Source organism: Brevundimonas sp. UBA2503 (genome assembly GCF_002341485.1).
GTDB lineage: Bacteria > Pseudomonadota > Alphaproteobacteria > Caulobacterales > Caulobacteraceae > Brevundimonas > Brevundimonas halotolerans.
The window spans coordinates 1-17636 of record NZ_DDOD01000023.1 but is presented as its reverse complement, the minus strand read 5'-3'; the positions used below and the strand labels follow the sequence as shown (position 1 = coordinate 17636).

Annotated in this window: 15 protein-coding genes; 13 read left to right on the top strand and 2 right to left on the bottom strand. The window is 69.6% G+C overall.

The annotated features are described in order from the left end of the window. Positions 1-8 precede the first annotated feature (8 nt). The 12 genes from ccmI (at position 9) to B4K74_RS11050 (ending at position 12871) form a co-directional block, all read left to right on the top strand. Positions 9-869, top strand: coding sequence for a c-type cytochrome biogenesis protein CcmI (ccmI, locus tag B4K74_RS11105; protein ID WP_286692984.1), 861 nt, complete (start codon positions 9-11; stop codon positions 867-869). Further along, complete coding sequence (ccmE, locus tag B4K74_RS11100) at positions 869-1339, top strand: cytochrome c maturation protein CcmE (protein WP_286692983.1); 471 nt, start codon at positions 869-871, stop codon at positions 1337-1339. Before ccmI ends, ccmE begins: the two co-directional genes overlap by 1 nt. Further along, positions 1336-3342, top strand: a complete 2007-nt coding sequence (locus B4K74_RS11095; protein WP_286692982.1) for a heme lyase CcmF/NrfE family subunit — start codon at positions 1336-1338, stop codon at positions 3340-3342. Before ccmE ends, B4K74_RS11095 begins: the two co-directional genes overlap by 4 nt. Beyond that, the gene (locus B4K74_RS11090) at positions 3339-3866 is read left to right on the top strand and encodes a cytochrome c-type biogenesis protein (RefSeq protein WP_286692981.1); all 528 of its coding nucleotides are present in this window, start codon (positions 3339-3341) and stop codon (positions 3864-3866) included. Before B4K74_RS11095 ends, B4K74_RS11090 begins: the two co-directional genes overlap by 4 nt. A gap of 118 nt (positions 3867-3984) precedes the next feature. Continuing rightward, a complete protein-coding gene (locus B4K74_RS11085) occupies positions 3985-5538 on the top strand; it encodes a trypsin-like peptidase domain-containing protein (protein ID WP_286692980.1) in 1554 nt (517 codons plus the stop codon). Positions 5539-5607: 69 nt separating this feature from the next. Then, the gene (locus tag B4K74_RS11080) at positions 5608-6279 is read left to right on the top strand and encodes a response regulator transcription factor (RefSeq protein ID WP_123287814.1); all 672 of its coding nucleotides are present in this window, start codon (positions 5608-5610) and stop codon (positions 6277-6279) included. 9 nt (positions 6280-6288) lie between these two features. Further along, complete coding sequence (locus B4K74_RS11075) at positions 6289-7701, top strand: sensor histidine kinase (RefSeq protein WP_286692979.1); 1413 nt, start codon at positions 6289-6291, stop codon at positions 7699-7701. Continuing rightward, positions 7698-10583: a bifunctional [glutamine synthetase] adenylyltransferase/[glutamine synthetase]-adenylyl-L-tyrosine phosphorylase gene (locus B4K74_RS11070; RefSeq protein WP_286692978.1), complete on the top strand. Its 2886-nt coding sequence runs from the start codon at positions 7698-7700 to the stop codon at positions 10581-10583. The genes B4K74_RS11075 and B4K74_RS11070 overlap by 4 nt, the downstream gene beginning before the upstream one ends. A 64-nt stretch (positions 10584-10647) precedes the next feature. Continuing rightward, positions 10648-11283 (top strand): EF-hand domain-containing protein, encoded by a 636-nt coding sequence (locus tag B4K74_RS11065; RefSeq protein WP_286692977.1) that lies wholly within the window; start codon positions 10648-10650, stop codon positions 11281-11283. Between the two features lie 66 nt (positions 11284-11349). Further along, the gene (locus B4K74_RS11060; protein WP_286692976.1) at positions 11350-11916 is read left to right on the top strand and encodes an RNA polymerase sigma factor; all 567 of its coding nucleotides are present in this window, start codon (positions 11350-11352) and stop codon (positions 11914-11916) included. Beyond that, the gene (locus B4K74_RS11055; RefSeq protein ID WP_286692975.1) at positions 11916-12353 is read left to right on the top strand and encodes a hypothetical protein; all 438 of its coding nucleotides are present in this window, start codon (positions 11916-11918) and stop codon (positions 12351-12353) included. Before B4K74_RS11060 ends, B4K74_RS11055 begins: the two co-directional genes overlap by 1 nt. Next, on the top strand, positions 12350-12871 hold the full coding sequence (locus B4K74_RS11050) for a periplasmic heavy metal sensor (RefSeq protein ID WP_286692974.1): 522 nt from the start codon (positions 12350-12352) through the stop codon (positions 12869-12871). The genes B4K74_RS11055 and B4K74_RS11050 overlap by 4 nt, the downstream gene beginning before the upstream one ends. A gap of 2 nt (positions 12872-12873) precedes the next feature. On the opposite strand, the gene B4K74_RS11045 is transcribed toward B4K74_RS11050, so the two are convergent. Together B4K74_RS11045 and B4K74_RS11040 are read right to left on the bottom strand one after the other, a co-directional pair. After that, a complete protein-coding gene (locus B4K74_RS11045; protein WP_286692973.1) occupies positions 12874-15270 on the bottom strand; it encodes a sensor histidine kinase in 2397 nt (798 codons plus the stop codon). Between the two features lie 83 nt (positions 15271-15353). Further along, complete coding sequence (locus B4K74_RS11040; protein ID WP_286692972.1) at positions 15354-15983, bottom strand: hypothetical protein; 630 nt, start codon at positions 15981-15983, stop codon at positions 15354-15356. Positions 15984-16112: 129 nt separating this feature from the next. Between B4K74_RS11040 and B4K74_RS11035 the strand changes: the two genes are divergently transcribed. Continuing rightward, complete coding sequence (locus B4K74_RS11035) at positions 16113-17618, top strand: aldehyde dehydrogenase family protein (protein WP_286692971.1); 1506 nt, start codon at positions 16113-16115, stop codon at positions 17616-17618. Positions 17619-17636: the final 18 nt, after the last annotated feature.

The following is a 17636-nucleotide window of genomic DNA, read 5'->3' as shown; positions in this document are numbered from 1 at the left end:
CGCCGGGCATGCTGATCTTCTGGACCCTGACGGGACTGGCCTGCGCGCTAGCCGGGCTGCTGATCCTGAGCACCGCCGGTGCGGCCGGGGGCGCAGCTGCGTCCGGTCCGGAAGAGGACGAGGCGGCGCGGGGCCGGGCGCTGGCCCGAGACCTTGAGGAACTGGACCGGATGGCCGCGCGCGGCGTGCTGGCGGGAGCCGAGCTGGAGGCCGCCCGGGCCGAGGTGGCGCGACGGCATCTGGAGGAGGGCGACCGCGTCTCTGCCCCCTTGATCGACGCAGCGGCGCGTCTGCGTCAGGCGCGCTGGGTGCTGGCCGGGACGGGGGCGACGGCGCTGGCGGCGCTGGCCCTCTACATCGGCGGGGGCAGTCCGGGTGTTGCAGACCAGCCCTATGCCCGGCGGGTTGCGGAATGGGCCGAGACGCCCGGCATGCTGGATGCCCCTAAGCTGGCCGCGGTGATGGAGCGGGAAGCCGCGAACCAGCCTGAGAATTTCGAGGCCCAGGCCCTGTTGGGGGCGGCCCGGTTCGAGGCCGGTGACCCGATTGGCGCCGCCTCGGCCCTGCGTCGGGCCGCGATGTTGCGGCCCGACGATGCGCAGACCTGGGCGCGGCTGGGTGAGGCGCTGGTGCAGACCCAGGAGGGTGAGGTTGGAACCGACGCCGAGATGGCTTTCCTGCGGGCGCTGGAGCTGGACCCCGGCCAGCTGGGTGCGCGCTATTTCCTCGGTGAACTGGCGCTTCAGCGCGGCGAGGGGGCCCGGGTGCATGAGCTGTGGAGCCCGCTGATCGCGGCGCTCGCCCCCACGGATCCCCGGCGCGTCGATCTGGAATCGCGCCTGCCGTCGCTGTCGGGAAGTGACGGCTGATGGGCTGGATGCCGAAATCGCCGAAGGCCCGCAGGCGGGTGTGGGTGCTGATGGCCGCTGCGCCTGTGCTGGCCGTGGCCGTGGGGCTGAGCCTGTGGGCCATGCAGGATACGGTGACCTTTTTCGTCTCGCCGTCCGAGGCCACCGAGGAAGCGGCTCCGGTCGGTCGGGCCATGCGGCTGGGCGGTCTGGTCGAGGCGGGCAGTGTCGAACACGACCCGGGTGGTCAGGTGCGGTTCCGGGTGACCGACAATGCGGCCTCGACGCTGGTCATCTATGAGGGCGACCTGCCCGACCTGTTCAAGGAAGAGCAGGGCGTGGTGGTCGAGGGCGAATTCCGCCCCGACCGCACCTTTGTCGCGCGTCAGGTGCTGGCCAAGCACGACGAGACCTATATGCCGCGCGAGGTGGCCGAACGGCTGAAGGAACGCGGCGAGTGGCGTCCTGAAGCGGGCGAGGTTCAGCCGTGATCGTCGAACTGGGGGCCTTTGCCCTGTGTCTGGCCCTGGCGCTGAGCGGGTTGCAGGTGGTGGCCTCGGTCGCGGGACGCCTGCGGTCCAGCCCGGTGCTGGCCGGAGCTGGTGAGGGCGCCGGTCTGGCCGCCTTTCTGACCGTGGGACTGGCCTTTGGCGTGCTGATTTACGCCTTTGTTGTTTCGGACTTTTCGGTCTCGAACGTGGCGCTGAACAGCCATACCGACAAGCCGATGCTCTACAAGGTGGCCGGGGCCTGGGGCAGCCACGAGGGGTCGCTGGTCCTGTGGTGTCTGGTCCTGACCGGCTTTGGTGCCCTTCTGGCGCGGGCGCGGACGGGGGAGGCCGGTCTGCCGTTCGGTCTGAAGGCTGTGGCGGTCGCCGTGCAGGGCGGACTGGGCGCGCTGTTCCTGGCCTTTGTGCTGTTCACCTCGAACCCGTTTGTGCGGTTGAGCCCGGTGCCGGTTGAGGGGGCGTCGCTGAACCCGCTGCTGCAGGACCCGGCCTTGGCCCTGCACCCGCCCCTGCTCTACGGCGGCTATGTCGGCCTGTCGGTGTGTTTCTCGCTGGCGGTGGCGGCGCTGATCGAGGGACGGCCGGGGGCGGGCTTCTGGCCGGCCTGGGGGCGCTGGATCCGGCCATGGGCGCTGGCCAGCTGGGCGTTGCTGACCGCCGGGATCACCCTGGGCAGTTTCTGGGCCTATTACGAACTGGGCTGGGGCGGCTGGTGGTTCTGGGACCCGGTCGAGAACGCCAGCTTCATGCCATGGCTGGCGGCCGCGGCCCTGCTGCACAGCGCGGTGGTGACCGAGCGGCGCGGGGCCCTGATCGGCTGGACGGTGTTTCTGGCGCTGGTGGCCTTTTCCCTGTCGATGCTGGGGGCGTTTCTGGTGCGATCGGGCGTGCTGACCAGCGTCCACGCCTTTGCCGTCGATCCCGAGCGTGGGTTGATGCTGCTGGGCATATTGGGGCTGACGGCGGGCGCGGCCTTTACCCTGTTCGCGCTCAGGGCCGGACAGCTGACCGGCAAGACCCTGTTCGCCCCGATCAGCCGCGAGGGCGCGCTGGTGGTCAACAATCTGTTCCTGTCGGTGGCGGCGGCGACGGTGCTGGTCGGGACCCTGTATCCGCTGGTCCTTGAAGCCGCAGGCGGGGCGACGATCTCGGTCGGGCCGCCCTATTTCGCCGTGACCTTCACGCCGCTGATGGCCATGGCGCTGATCATCCTGCCGATGGGGCCGCTGCTGGCCTGGAAGCGCGGTGACCTGATCGGGGCCCTGCAGAGGCTGGCCTGGGCTGCGGGCCTGTCGCTGGTGTTCGCGCTGGTTGTCTGGGGCTTGTTCCAGCCGCGTCAGGCGCTGACGGGGGCGGGTCTGGCGCTGGGGGCCTGGCTGGTGCTGGGGGCGCTGGCCGAGCTGGCCGAGCGCATCCGCCTGTTCGGCAAGCGGACGCCGGGCGAGCTGGGGCGGCGCACGCGCGCCCTGCCGCTGGCGGCCTGGGGCATGACGGCGGCCCACGCGGGGCTGGGCCTGTTCGTACTGGGCGCCGTGGTCGAGACGGGGCTGAAGGTCGAGGCGGCGCGTCCGCTCGAGGTCGGCCAGACGATCGCCGCCGGGCCGTATCAGGCGACTTTGCGCTCGGTCGAGATCATCGAGGGCCCCAACTACCTGGCCGAAAGTGCCACGCTGGAGGTTGAGGCGCTGGGCGGCGGGCGGCCCGAGACCGTGCGGGCTGAAAAGCGGTTCTTCCCGGCGGGCGGCCAGACCACCACCGAGGTGGGCCTCAGTTTCCACGGACTGGACGATGTCTATCTGGTGCTGGGCGAGCGGCGGCTGAGCGACAGCGGCGAGCGGGCCTGGACGGTGCGGATGAACTGGAACCCGTGGGCGCGGCTGATCTTCCTCGGACCGGTGCTGATGGCGCTGGGCGGGCTGCTGTCGCTGCTGGACCGCCGCCTGCGGACCGTGGACACGACCCGGCGTAAAAGGTCTCCGGCATGAGGCGGCTGCTGATCCTTGCGATGATGCTGGGACTGGCCGGCCCGGCGCTGGCGCAGGAGCCGCCGGCCACGCCCGATCGTCCGCTGGCCAATGCGGAACAGGAAGCGCGGGCCCAGGCCCTGTTCGAGGATATCCGCTGCGTCGTCTGCCAGCATGAGTCGATCGCCGATTCGCCGGCGGGGGTGGCATCGGACATGCGGCGCTGGGTGCGCGACCGGATCGCCGAGGGCCAGACCGATACCGAGGTCCGCGACGGTCTGGTGGCACGCTATGGCGACTATGTGCTGTTCACTCCGCCGGTGCGGCCCGGCACCCTGCTGCTGTGGGGCCTGCCGCTGGTGCTGGTGCTGGGCGGCGCAGGGGTGCTGGTCTGGTTCGCGCGCAGGCGGTCGGGGCAGATCGAGCCGGACGCCGATCTGACAACGGCGGAACGAACGCGGGTCGACAATCTTCTCAAGGCGGCAAGAACTGGCCCTGAAGATGACGCAACTTCGCCGCCAAAAACACGCGACGGCACGTCCTGATGCCCGCCGTCACCGATCTTGCCGTATCGCGGCGATTGGTGATCGGGGATAAGGGCCTATATCGTCACGGAAGTGCCGGTCCGATTTCGGACGGCGCGGTCGATCGAACAGGAACCGGATGTTGAAGCGCAAGGAGTTCATCATAGGCGCGGCCGCAGGGCTGCTGGTGGCGGTCGTCGCCACGGCAGGCGGTCTGATTCGCTGGCCGGGGATGGACGGCAGCCTGCTGTCGGTCAGCGGCCCGATCACGCCGTCGGCGGGTGCGCCGGGGGCTGCCTTTGGTCCACCGCCCGGTGCGCCGGTCAGCTTTGCCGACATCTTTACCCAGGTGGCCCCGGCGGTCGTGCAGATCGACGTGCGGACGCGCGTGCCGCGTGGCGAGGCGCAGACCTTCCAGATTCCCGGCCTGCCGTTCGAGTTCGAGGGACCCGAGGGTGAGGCTCCCGAAGGCGAGACGACTCTGGGTGCGGGCTCGGGCTTCTTCATCTCGGAAGACGGATACATAGTCACCAACAACCATGTGATCGCCAATGCAGAGGAGATCACCGTCCGGCTGGCCGACAATCGCGAACTGCCCGCGCGTCTGGTGGGGCGTGACGAGAGCACGGACCTGGCGGTCATCAAGGTCGATGGCGGGCGTTTCCCCTATGTCAGCTTCGAGGAGTCGGCCGAGCCGCGCGTCGGCGACTGGGTGATCGCGGTCGGCAATCCGTTCGGCCTGGGCGGCACGGCGACGGCGGGGATCGTCTCGGCCAAGTCGCGCGACCTGCAGGACGTGTCCAGCAACTATGTCGACTACATCCAGATCGACGCGGCCATCAACCGGGGCAATTCCGGCGGGCCGACCTTTGACATCTATGGCCGGGTCATCGGCGTCAACACCGCCATCTTCTCGCCGACCGGCGGCTCGATCGGTATCGGCTTTGCCATTCCGGCCAATACCGCCAAGACCATCACCGACCGGCTGATGCGCGGCGAACAGATCGAGCGCGGATACCTTGGGGTGACCATCGGTGATCTCGAGCCCTATCGCGAAGCCATGGGCGTGGACCGGCAGCAGAACGGGGCCCTGATCATCGACGTCACGCCGGGCGGTCCCGCCGCCCGCGGCGGGGTGAGGCCGGGCGACATCGTGGTTGAGCTGAACGAGCAGCCGGTCGTGGATTCGACCGATCTGACCCGCAAGGTCGGCGCCGCAGCGGTCAATGACACGCTGGAAGTGGTGGTGCTGCGCGGCGACCGGCGGCTGGTCGCCCGCGTACAGGCGGCGAAGCGTCCGCCACAGTCTGAGCTGGATGCGCAGCAGGCACCGTCGCGCCGTCCGGTGCCCGAAGCCAGCCCGGGGCAGGCCCTGGCCGGGCTGACCGTGGCTCCGATGACCTCCGAACTGCGCGCGAAATACGACATCCCTGCCGACGTCAATGGCGTGGTCGTGGTGGCCGAGGCGCGGATCGGGCAGAGCCGTTTCGTGCCGGGCGTCGTCATTCTGCAGGCCGGGGTGACCCCGGTGCGCAGCATTGCCGACATTCAGGCCGAGATCGCCCGGGCGCGGGCGGCGGGTCGCGAGGAGTTCTTCATTCTGGCGTGGTCGCCGGACGGAAACGGTCCTGTGCTGCTGGATGTCCCCCGACAGTCAGCGACACGGTCCCGGGCCCCGGCGACAACGCAGTAAGGCAAAAGGGCCGGGATCGGCTATTATTCGGGACGAATCCCGCCGGTGCGGGAACGAAGGGAGAGGGCGATGCGCATTCTGGTGGTCGAGGACGACGCCGAAGCGGCGACGGCGATGGTTCGGGGCCTGACCGAGGCGGGGCACGATGTGGTCCATGCCGTGGACGGGGCCTTTGGCCTGCTGGAGGCGCAGAAGGGCGGCTATGACGTCTATGTCGTCGACCGGATGATGCCGCGCCTCGATGGCGTCGGCATGGTCGAGACGGTGCGCAAGAACGGCGACCAGACCCCGGTGCTGTTCCTGTCGGCGCTGGGCGAGGTCGAGGACCGGGTGACCGGCCTGCAGGCCGGGGCCGATGACTATCTGGTCAAGCCGTATGCCTTTGCCGAGCTGATCGCGCGGGTCGAGGCCCTGTCGCGACGGCGCGAGACCGGGTCGGTGGCGACCGTGCTAAAGGTCGGTGATCTGGAAATGAACCTGATCAGCCGCGATGTGACCCGCGCCGGTCAGGAGATCGATCTGCAGCCGCGCGAGTTCCAGCTGCTGGAGTTCATGATGCGCCACGCCGGCCAGTCGGTGACCCGCACCATGCTTTTGGAGAAGGTCTGGGAATACCATTTCGACCCCCAGACCAATGTCATCGACGTCCACATCAGCCGCCTGCGCTCCAAGATCGACAAGGGCTTCGACAAGGCCATGCTGCAGACCGTGCGCGGCGCGGGATACCGGCTGGAGGCATAGGCCGGGACCATGCGCCTGCCGTCGCTCTTCCGGCGGACGCCGTTTCGGCTGACGCTGCTGTTTCTGGCGCTGTTCGCGACAGCGGCGGCGGCGGTGCTGGCGTGGGTCTATGTGGCCTCGGCCAATGAGGCACGGCTGAGGGCCGAGGAGGCCGTGCGCACCGAGGTCACCACCCTGACCGGCATCTATGATGCGCGGGGTTTTGACGCTCTGAACATGGCGGTCATCGACCGAACCCTGACCCGCGACAACTTCCTGTATCTGCTCATCGACGCCGAGGGGAACCGGGTGACCGGCAGCCTCAATGTCTCGCCCATTCAGGACTATGAGGGCGGCACGGTCTGGCACACCTTTCCGATGACCGACACCCTGCCGGACGGGCGGGTGGTGAGGCCCCAGTCGCGCGGGGTGCAGATGACCCTGCGCGGCGGCGAGCAGCTGTTCGTCGGCCAGTCGCTGGGGGATACAGAGGCCTATCTGGGGCGGCTGACCCAGGCCTTGTGGGGGGCGATGGGGATCGTCGTGTTGCTGGGCCTGATAGGCGGCTTGCTGGTCAGCCGCAATCTGGAGCGGGCCATGGGACGGCTGAACCGGACCGTGCTGGCTGTGCAGGACGGCGACCTGAAGGCCCGGGTGGGGGTGCGCGGCTCGGGCGACGAACTGGACGAGCTGGGTCAGGGGCTGAACGGCATGCTGGACCGGCTGGAGGCGTCCATGGCCTCGATCCGTCATGCGGGTGACGCGATTGCTCACGACCTGCGCTCACCCCTGACGCGTATGCGCGCCAAGCTGGAGGTGGCGCTGATCGATGCCGAGGCGGGCAAGGTCAGTGGCCCCGAGGCGCTGGAGCTGGCCCTGTCGGAAGCCGACGATCTGCTGAAGACCTTCAACACCGTGCTGGCCATCGCGCGGCTGCAGGCGGCGGCGGGTTCGGGCCGGATCCCGGACGCCAAACGCTTTGACGCCGCAGACCTGGCCGCCGATCTGGCCGAGCTTTACGAGCCCGCCGGCGAGGACAAGGGGCTGGAGTTTTCGGCCGAGATCGAGCGCGGGCTGGAGATCATGGCCAACCGACCCTTCCTGACCCAGGCGCTGGCCAACATCATCGACAATGCCATCAAATACACGCCGGAGGGCGGAGCGGTGAAGCTGCGCGCGCGGAGGCGGTCCTCGGGTGAGATCGAGTTTTCGGTCACCGACACCGGGCCGGGTGTGCCCGAGGAAGACCGGGAGCGGGTGATCGAGCGCTTTGTGCGTCTGGACAACAGCCGGACCGAGCCGGGCTCGGGCCTCGGGCTGGCGCTGGTCGGGGCGGTGATGGAGGCCCACAACGGCCGCATCCAGCTGGATGAGGGGCCGGGGGTCTATAACGGCCACGGGCCGGGCCTGAGGGTGGCGCTGGTGCTGGCCGCCGCGCCATGACGTCACCCGTTGGTGAGGCCCTGGCCGACCGGATCCGCCCATGCGGGCCGACGCTGGAGGCGCCGGGGCTGGCGACGCTGAAGGCGCAGCTGGTCGAGGCCGGTCTCGGGCCTGTGCTGGACACCGCGTGGCCGGCGCTGGCCCCGGTGTTTGCCGCCTCGCCCTATCTGGCCTCGCTGGCCCGGCGGCGGCCGGAGGCGTTGGGCGAGATGCTGAAGGTCAGCCCCGAGGCGAGCCTTGCCGATATCCTGATGCGGACCGGGGCCCTGACCGGCGGTACGGATGAGATGAAGCGTCCGCTGCGGCTGGCCAAGGCCGACCTGCACCTGCTGACGGCGCTGGCCGATCTGGGCGGAGTCTGGGACCTGGGCGCGGTCACCGGGGCCCTGTCGCGCTTTGCCGATGCGACGTCACAGGCGGCGCTCCGGGCCGTCGCCCATGATCTGCGCGAGCGGGACCGGCTGGTTTCAGACCCCGACCCGGACAATCCGATCCCCGGCCTGTTCGGTCTGGCCATGGGCAAGCACGGCGCGCTGGAGCTGAACTATTCCAGCGATATCGACATCTCGCTCTTCTACGATCCGGAGCGGCTGGCCGGGGCGCTGGCCGAGGGCGAGGAGATGCAGCGCACGGTCGACCGGGCGGCCCAGGCCTTTGCCGCCCTGCTGACCGAGCGCACGGGCGACGGCTATGTGTTCCGGGTGGACCTGAGGCTGCGGCCCGATCCGTCCTCGACCCCGCCGGTCGTCGCCGTGCCCATGGCGCTGGATTACTATGAGGGCGTCGGCCAGAACTGGGAGCGGGCGGCCTTTATCAAGGCACGCGCCATGCTGGGCGACCGAGAGGCGGGGTACGAATTCCTTGAGGCCCTGGTGCCGTTCGTCTGGCGCCGCAGCCTCGATTATCAGGCCATTCTGGATGTGCAGTCGATCAAGCGGCAGATCCATGTGCACAAGACGGGTGAGGGGCTGGAGGCGGCCGGGGCCAATCTGAAACTGGGCCGGGGCGGTATCCGCGAGATCGAATTCTATGCCCAGACCCAGCAGCTGATCCTGGGCGGGCGTAACCCGGCGCTGCGGCTGTCGGCGACCCTGCCGGCGCTGGAGGCCCTGACCCGCGCGAGCCATGTGCCGGAGGCGACGCGTGCGGCCCTGAGCGAGGCCTATGTCCGGCTGCGCGGGCTGGAGCACCGGGTGCAGATGCTGGCCGACGAGCAGACCCATGCCCTGCCGGTCGATGACGTGCGGCGACGCGCGGTCGCGGCCCTGTCGGGCGAGGCCGATCTGGCGGCGTTCGACGCCTCGGTCGAGGCTCTGCTGGCCGAGGTCAACCGCCTGTACGGCGACCTGTTCGAGGGCGAGGAGTCGCTGTCGTCGGACTATGGCAGTCTGGTCTTCACCGGGGTCGAGAACGATCCCGAAACACTGGCGACGCTGGAGCGGATGGGCTTTGCCGAACCGGCACCGGTGTCGGACATGATCCGCAGCTGGCACCACGGGCGCATCCCCGCGACCCGCAGCGCGCGCGGGCGTGAGCTGTTCACCCGGCTGGCGCCGCGCCTGCTGGAGGCATTGGCCGCGACCGGGGCACCGGATCAGGCCTTTCGCCGGTTCGCCGTGTTCTTTTCCGGCCTGTCGGCGGGGGTACAGATCCAGGCCCTGTTCCTGAACCAGCCGACCCTGTTCGATCTGATCGTGCGGGTCATGGCCTGGGCGCCGCGGCTGGCGCGGGCGCTGGGCCGGGATCCGGCGGCGCTGGACAGTATGCTGGACACCCGCTTCCAGACCCCGCTGGATGCCGACACCGGTGTGGCCGACCAGATGCGGGCCGAGGCGGCTGCGGCCGAAGATTTCGAGACGGCCATGGATGCGGTGCGGCGTCTGCACCGGGACCAGCGGTTCCGCATCGGCCTGCAGACCCTGACCGGGCGAGCCGATGTCGAGGCGGCGGGAAGGGCCTATACGGTGCTGGCCGATGCCTCGATCCAGGCGCTGGCGCAGGCGGCGCTGGTCGAGGTGACCCGCCAGTCGGGGCGGATCGACGGGTCGGTGGCCGTGGTGGCGCTGGGCAAGGCGGGCTCGCGCGAGATGACGGGTGCCTCGGACCTCGACCTGATCACCGTGCATGAGGCCCCCGCCGACGCCCTGTCGGAAGGACGGGGCCTGCCGCCCGAGACCTGGTACGGGCGGTTTACCCAGCGACTGATCGCGGCGCTGTCGGCCCATACCAGTCAGGGGGGACTGTACGAGGTCGACATGCGGCTGCGGCCGTCGGGCTCCAAGGGGCCGCTGTCGGTCAAGCTGGCGCGGCTGTCCGACTATTATGCCGGCGAGGCCGACACCTGGGAGTTCATGGTGCTGACCCGGGCGCGGGTGGTCTGGGCCAGCGATCCGGCCTTTGGCGCGCGGGTCGCTGGCGTGCTTGAGGACGTAGTTCGGGCCCATGGGCGCACGCTCGGGACACTGGCCCATGATGTGCGGGCGATGCGCGACCGGATGATGCGCGATCTGCCGTCTGGCGGCTTCTGGGACCTGAAGCGGGTCGCAGGCGGGCTGGTCGATGCCGAGTTCGTGGCCCAGTACCGGCAGCTGCTGCGCGCCGGGGCGGGGGAGGCCCTGACGGTCTCGACGCTGGAGGCCCTGACCGACGATCCCGAACTGGCCGAGGCCTGGCGCACGCAACAGGGGATCGCCCAGATCTTTGCCTGTTCCTTCAATGAAAAACCTGTGCCCGAGGATGAGCCCGCCGGCCTGCAGGCGCGGCTGGCCGAGGTGGGCGGGCAGGGCGATCTGGTGGGGCTGAAGGACCATCTTGTGGCCCTGCGCGAGCGGGCCCGGGCGCGGTTCGAAACCGTGCTTCCACCCGTCGCGACGGAATCCTGAGGGCTCCTGCGTTAGACGGACTGGACAAGGGGACGTCCGATCTGACGATCAAGGAGCAAGACCCATGAGAAAATCTATCTGGATCGGCGGCGCAGCCGCTGTGGCGCTGGTGGTATCCGCCGGCGTGGGAGTGGCCCAGCAGGCGCCTTCGCAGGATCCCGGCCGACAGGATCGCGGTATGGCCCGCGCCGATGCCGACGGTGACGGGCGTATCAGCCAGGCCGAGTTCGTGGCCGGGCGTGTTTCCCGCCTGACGGCGGTCGACGCCAATGGCGACGGCACGGTTACGCCGGAAGAAATGGCCGCCGCCCGTGAGGCCCGTCAGGCCGAGCGTGCCGACAACCACTTTGCCCGTCTGGATGCCGACGGTAATGGCGCTGTGACGCGGGCGGAATATGATGCCGCCCGTGAAGCCCGCGGCGAGCGTCGCGCTGAACGCGGCGATCGGGGTCCTCGTCGCGGTATGCGCGGCCCGGGCCGGGGTCAGCGCTGGGGCGGTGAAGGCGGTCGCGGCGAACGCGGCCCGGTGGTAATCGCCGAGGCCGAGGCCCGACTGACCGAGGGCTTTGCCCGTCTGGATGCCGACAGCGACGGCTTTGTCACCGCCGAAGAACGTCAGGCGGCCCGTCAGGGCATGCGGGAAGAACGCCGCGAACGCCGTCAACAGCGTCGCTCGCAAGCGGCGGCGTCTTCGGAGTAGGGTGAATGTCGGGCGAGGCGATCCCGGATCGACGGCCCTCAGTCTTTTGCGAGACAGGACAACCGTTTGCCCGTGATCGCCGACCCCGATCAGGAACTGGTGGCCCGGGTGGCCCGGGGCGACCCGGAGGCCATCCAGGCCCTGGTTTCCGTCAAGCTGCCGCGCATGATGGCGCTGGCGGGACGGCTGCTGGGCGATCCGGTCGAGGCCGAGGATGTAGCGCAGGAAACCCTGCTGAGGGCCTGGAAACAGGCCCCGCGCTGGAAACCCGGCAAGGCGAAATTCGATACCTGGCTGCACCGGGTGGCGATGAACCTCTGCTACGACCGGCTACGGAAACGGCGCGAGATTGCCACCGACGCCGTCCCCGAACAGGTGGACGACGTGGCGGCCCCGGATCGCGGCCTGATGGCGCGGGACGTGGGGCTGAGGGTCGATGCGGCGCTGCAGGCCCTGCCCGAACGGCAGCGCGAGGCCGTGGTGCTGTGTCATTATCAGGAGCTCGGCAATATCGAGGCCGCCGGGATCATGGGTGTGAGTGTCGAGGCTCTGGAGAGCCTGCTGTCGCGAGGACGGCGGGCGTTGCGGTTGGCATTGTCCGACCTCAATCCGGCCTCTGAAGGAGAGAGATGATGAAGGCCGAACGCTTTCAGGCGATCGTCGAGGCCTATGGGGCCGATCCGGCGCGCTGGCCCGAGGCCGAGCGTGACGCGGCGCTGGTCTATGCCGAACAGGCCGGCGAGGCCGCGCAAGCGGTACTCGCCGAGGCGCGGGCGCTGGATCGGGGTCTGGTGGGCCATGCGGCGCCGCTGCCGGATGCAGCCGCCTTTGCCCGGGCGCTGAAGGGTGCCGAGGCGGCGCTGACGCCTGCGCGCCGCGGTCGGGGCTTCCGCCTGCCGAGCTTCGGACTGGACCGGGTCCGGCTGGCGTCCGGTCTTATGGCGGCGGCCTGTGCCGGGGTGATGTTCGGGGTGACCCTGAGCGACCGGCTGACCGCCGATGTGCAGGCCGACGCCGTGCTCTATCAGGCGACCCTGAGCGGGATCGACGATACGGAGGTGCTGGGATGAGCGCGCGTGCGATGAAGGTCGGCCTGATCGTTCTGGCCTTGATCAATGTGTTCGCCCTGGCGGCCGTGGCCACTATGGCTGTGTCGCTGAACCGGATCGAGAGCCGGGTCGAGGACCAGCGTCGGCCCGGCCGCAGCGGCAACAGCCCTTGGGAGGCCGTAGGGGCCCTGTCGCCGGAGACGCAGTCTCGCGTCAGAACCACGCTGCGCGAGTCGGCCCTGTCAGCCCGTCCTGATTTTGAGGAGGCGCGCACGGCCCGCAAGGCGGCGCTGAGCCGGGCGCTGGAAACCCCTTATGACGGTGAGGCTGTGCGGACGTTGCTGGCCACCTCGCGTGAGGCGGAACTGCGCGGGCGGGCCCGGATCGAGGATGACACGACGGCCTTGCTGGCCACCCTCAACCCTGAGGAACGCGCCGCCGTGGCGCCCCTGCTGTCGCGCCATGGTCCCCGGGGCCGCGGCGGTGGTCGGGACCGGGGTGAGCGGAGCGAGCGCCGCGAGGCTGCTCCGGCAGAGTAGGGTCAGGCGGCTTCGCGCTGGCCGTCGGCCTGGGCGGGGGGCACCAGCGGCAGGGTAAAGGCGACGGTCGTGCCCTGACCCGGTTCGCTGTCGATCCACAGTTCGCCGCCATGCAGTTCGATCAGGGATTTGGTGAGGGCGAGGCCAAGGCCCGTGCCCTGGGTCGTCTTGGAATGCTGGCCCTCGACCTGTTCGAACGGTCGTGCCAGCCGTGCCACATCCTCGGCGGCGATGCCGATGCCGGTGTCGCTGACCGCGATCTGGATCAGGCCTGCGTCGGTCTGGCGGGCCTCGACCCGGATGTGGCCCCCGTCGGGGGTGAACTTCACGGCATTGGAGATCAGATTCAGCATGACCTGTTTCAGGCCCCGGTGGTCGGCCTGCATCTCGGGCAGGGTATCGGGCGCATCGACCGTCAGGGTCAGTCCGGCTTCCTCGACCTTGCCCCGCATCAGCCGGGCGGCGTCCTCGCAGATGTCGTGCACCGAGACCGCTTCGTAATAGAGGGTCATCTTGCCGGACTCGATCTTGGCCATGTCGAGGATGTCGTTGATCAGGCTGAGCAGATGCTGGCCGGACTTCAGGATGTCGGCGGAATAGCCCTTGTAGCGCGGGTCACCCAGCGGCCCGAACATCTCGGCCGTCATGATTTCGGAGAAACCGTTGATGGCGTTCAGCGGGGTGCGCAGCTCGTGGCTCATATTGGCCAGGAATTCGGACTTGGCCTGGTTGGCGGCCTCGGCCCGGGTCATGGCGATCTCGTACTTGCGGGCCAGCAGGCTGAGCTTCTCCTGACTCGCTTCCAGCTTCTCGACCATGGCGCGCAGGGAGTCGGCGGCGCGCTGGCGCTCGGCCTCCTGACGCTTGATGGCGGTGATATCGGCGGCGGTGACGACCGTGCCACCGTCGGCGGTGAACCGTTCGACCAGCTGCAGCCACCGGCCGTCATTCAGCTCGACCTCGCGCGCGCCACTGCGGCCGCCGGCCGCCGGGTGTTCGGAATGAATGGCGAGGGCGGCGATACGGTTCAGATCGTCCTTCTTCGCCCCCCGGCGGACCGTGCCGGGCTCAAAGCCGAAGGTGTCGACGAAGGCCTGGTTCCAGAGGATCAGCCGGTCCGCCCGGTCGAACAGGACAAAGGCGTCGGAGACGCTTTCGATGCCGTCGCGCAGGCGGCTTTCGGCGGACTGGGCCTGGGCCTTGGCGCGGCGCTCCTCGGTGATGTCCAGTGCCACGCCGAGGATGACCGAAAAGCCGGTATCACCCCGCGTGCCTCGCGACTGGCCGCGGGCATCGATCCAGCGGGGGCGACCGTTGTCATCCGGCACGGGGAAGCTGGCCTCGAAGGCGCCGAAGGTTGCGGCCTGCCTGAGAGCATGCGTCAGCGCTTCACGGTAATCGGGATGGACGCGTTCGATGAAGGCGGCAGCCGGCATCGGCCCCGCCTGCTCTACGCCCATCATGACGGCCATATAGTCGGACAGGATCACCTCCTCGCGTTCGAGATCCCATTCCCAGACGCCGCAGCGCGCGCCCTCGACCGCGATGCGGAAGCGGCGCTCGGTCTCGGCCCATTCGCGGCCGGCGCGGGCCGAGCGGGCCTGTTGCAGCAGCACCGCCAGCAGGACCAGAACGCCGACCAGCAGCGGTGCCATCAGCACCCAGGCATCGTCGAGCAGGGCGGTCGCGCCCACAGCATCGGGACGCGCCCCTACGACCAGCAGACCGGTGTCGCCGACCGGCATTGCGACCCGGCGGAAGCTGGGACCCTCGTCCGGCATGACGGCATGGATGCGGCGGTCGGCCTCGGGGCCCGCCCCGGTCAGGCCCATCCAGAGCGAGGTCTGGTCTGCCGACTGCCCCCCCGCACCGATCACCGTCTGGCCGACCCGCAGGGCCAGCAGCCCGTTCTCGGGGGCGACGGCGGCAGGCGGCAGGGGAATGCGGGCCACGGCGTCGCGCCCGTCGGCTGTGGTGCGCCGGATCAGCAACGCCTCCCCGTCCGGGGCGGCAACCGGCGCCGCATCACGGGCGGGAAGCGGCCGAAAGTCGGAGATCGACGCTCCGCGCGCGATCTCGATCTGGCCGGCGCGATCGAGGAAGGCCACAGCCATGTCGGCGGGCAGGTCGCGGCTGGCGCCGGCCAGGGCCAGTTCAGCCGTGCGGATGCCCAGCAAGGTATCGGAGGCCAGTCGCCCGGCCTCGGCCACCATGGCCTGATCGCGCAGCTGATCGGAATCACGCACCGGCTGGGCCATTTCCCGTCCGAACAGCAGGACGTAGCTGGCGACGCCGAGGGCGACGACCAGAATCAGCACCCGCACCCATGCTGGTGAGGCGCGACCGCGATCCGCCCTGCGGCGCCCCGTCGGATTGATGCGTCGCTCGCTGGCGCGCACTCGTCTTCTCCCGGCCCGAACTGTCGTCGAAGCGGGAATCTAGGCTGCGTCGGCTTGTGGTGTCGAGGCACCGAATACCGGTGTCAGGCCGCCTGTGTCGCGCGGGACTCGGTGGGGGCGTCCGGGAGGGGCTCGGACCGGCTCGACATCCGGGTCGTCGATTGTTCCGTGACGGGCGCAACCGTCGTGACCTCGGTGACGTCACGCACGAGGTTGCGGGCGGCGTCGGCCAGGCGGCGCATTTCGGGCGGGGCGTCGTCGGGCACATCGGCGACGGCCTCGATCATGGTGTTAGCCAAGGCCAGCAGACGCGGCGCCGCAGCGATCAGCCGGGCCTGGTATTCGATGCGCTCGGGATCGCGGTCATATTCTGCGCCCGGCACGCGCCAGCCGCCCCAGTCCTGGGGATCGGTGACCACGACCGGATAGGTGCCGGGAAACGGATGGTGAGGACAGTCGTCGGCCGTCTGCCATTTGTTACGGGCCCGTAGCAGGCGCCAGCGCTTATCGCCCTCCGACACGGCCTTAGCGTCCTCGACCGGGACCGCCAGTTCCTGGGCCAGAAATTCGCGTCCCAAACCCACATCATAGGTGACCCGCACCGGCTCATCGAACCCCTTGGCCCAGACGGGCTGGACCTGTTCGATGCGGGCCCAGACGCCCACACATTCGACCCAGACCTTTTGACCCTTCTGGAATTGTGCGCGCGCCATCGGACCCTCCTTCGGTGCCTGCAGTATCGGGCGCGGGCGTTAGCGCCCGGTTGGGAAACGGGGTGAAGCAAGGGTGAACGCGGTCGGGATTCGGGCTAAGCGGGGCCCGAACGGCTGGAGAGGCACACCATGACATCGGCGGCAAACGACCTGCGGGACACCCTGACGCGACTGGGCGTCCAGCCTGAGTGGGTCGATACGGGTCAGGTGACGCGCTCGCCGGTCGACGGGTCGCGGGCGGGCGCGCTTGCCGCAGCCACGCCGGAAGCGGTCGAGGATGCGATTGCCATGGCCACGGACGCCTTTTCGGCCTGGCGACGGGTGCCCGCACCCCGCCGGGGCGAACTGGTGCGTCTGCTGGGCGAGGAACTGCGGATTGCGAAGGACGATCTGGCCCGGCTGGTGACGCTGGAGGCCAGCAAGATCACCTCCGAGGGTCTCGGCGAGGTGCAGGAGATGATCGACGTCTGCGACTTCGCCGTCGGCCTGTCGCGCCAGCTGTATGGCCTGACCCTGCCGAGCGAACGCCCCGGCCACCATATGCGCGAGACCTGGCAGCCGCTGGGGCCGGTGGCGGTGATCACCGCCTTCAACTTCCCGGTGGCGGTCTGGGCGTGGAATGCGGCGCTGGCGCTGGTGTGCGGCGATCCGGTGATCTGGAAGCCGTCGGACAAGACGTCACTGGTGGCGCTGGCCGTGCAGGCCGTGTTCGAGCGCGCCGTAGCCCGGTTCGGCGAGGATGCGCCCGGGGGCCTCAATCAGGTGCTGGTCGGCGGCGCCGAGGTGGGGCAGGCCCTGGCCCGCGATCCGCGTATTCCGCTGGTGTCGGCCACCGGGTCGACCCGGATGGGCAAGGCGGTGGCGGTCGATGTGGCCGGGCGGCTGGGCCGCTCGCTGCTGGAGCTGGGCGGCAACAACGCCATGATCCTGACCGAAACCGCCGACCTCGATCTGGCCGTGCGGGCCATCGCCTTCTCCGCCGTCGGCACCTGTGGCCAGCGCTGTACCTCGCTGCGCCGTCTGCTGGTGCATGAGGATGTGGCCGAGGGGCTGATCGCCCGGCTGAAGGCGGCCTATGAGACCCTGCCGGTCGGCGATCCGCGCGAGGCGGGCACGCTGGTCGGGCCGCTGATCGATGAGGCGGCGGCGGACGCGGTCGGGGCAGCGCTGAAACAGGCCGTGGCCGAGGGCGGCGAGGTGGTCACCGGCGGCCAGCGGCTGGACCGCGACGGCGCCTATGTCCGGCCCGCCATCGTGCGCATGCCGGAGCAGAGCGCCATCGTCCGGCACGAGACCTTTGGCCCCATCCTGTACGTGATGACCTGGCGCGATCTGGATCAGGCGATCGCGATGCAGAATGCGGTGCCGCAGGGCCTGTCCAGCTGCATCTTCACCGACCGGCTGCGAGAGGCCGAACAGTTCCTGTCGGCCTGGGGCTCGGACTGCGGCATCGCCAATGTCAACATCGGCCCGTCCGGCGCCGAGATTGGCGGGGCCTTCGGCGGCGAAAAGGACACCGGCGGCGGGCGCGAGAGCGGCTCGGACGCGTGGAAGGCCTATATGCGGCGCCAGACCCAGACGGTGAACTTCTCCGCCAGCCTGCCGCTGGCGCAGGGGGTCAGGTTCGACGTCTAGCTGTCGTTTCCAAGAAGG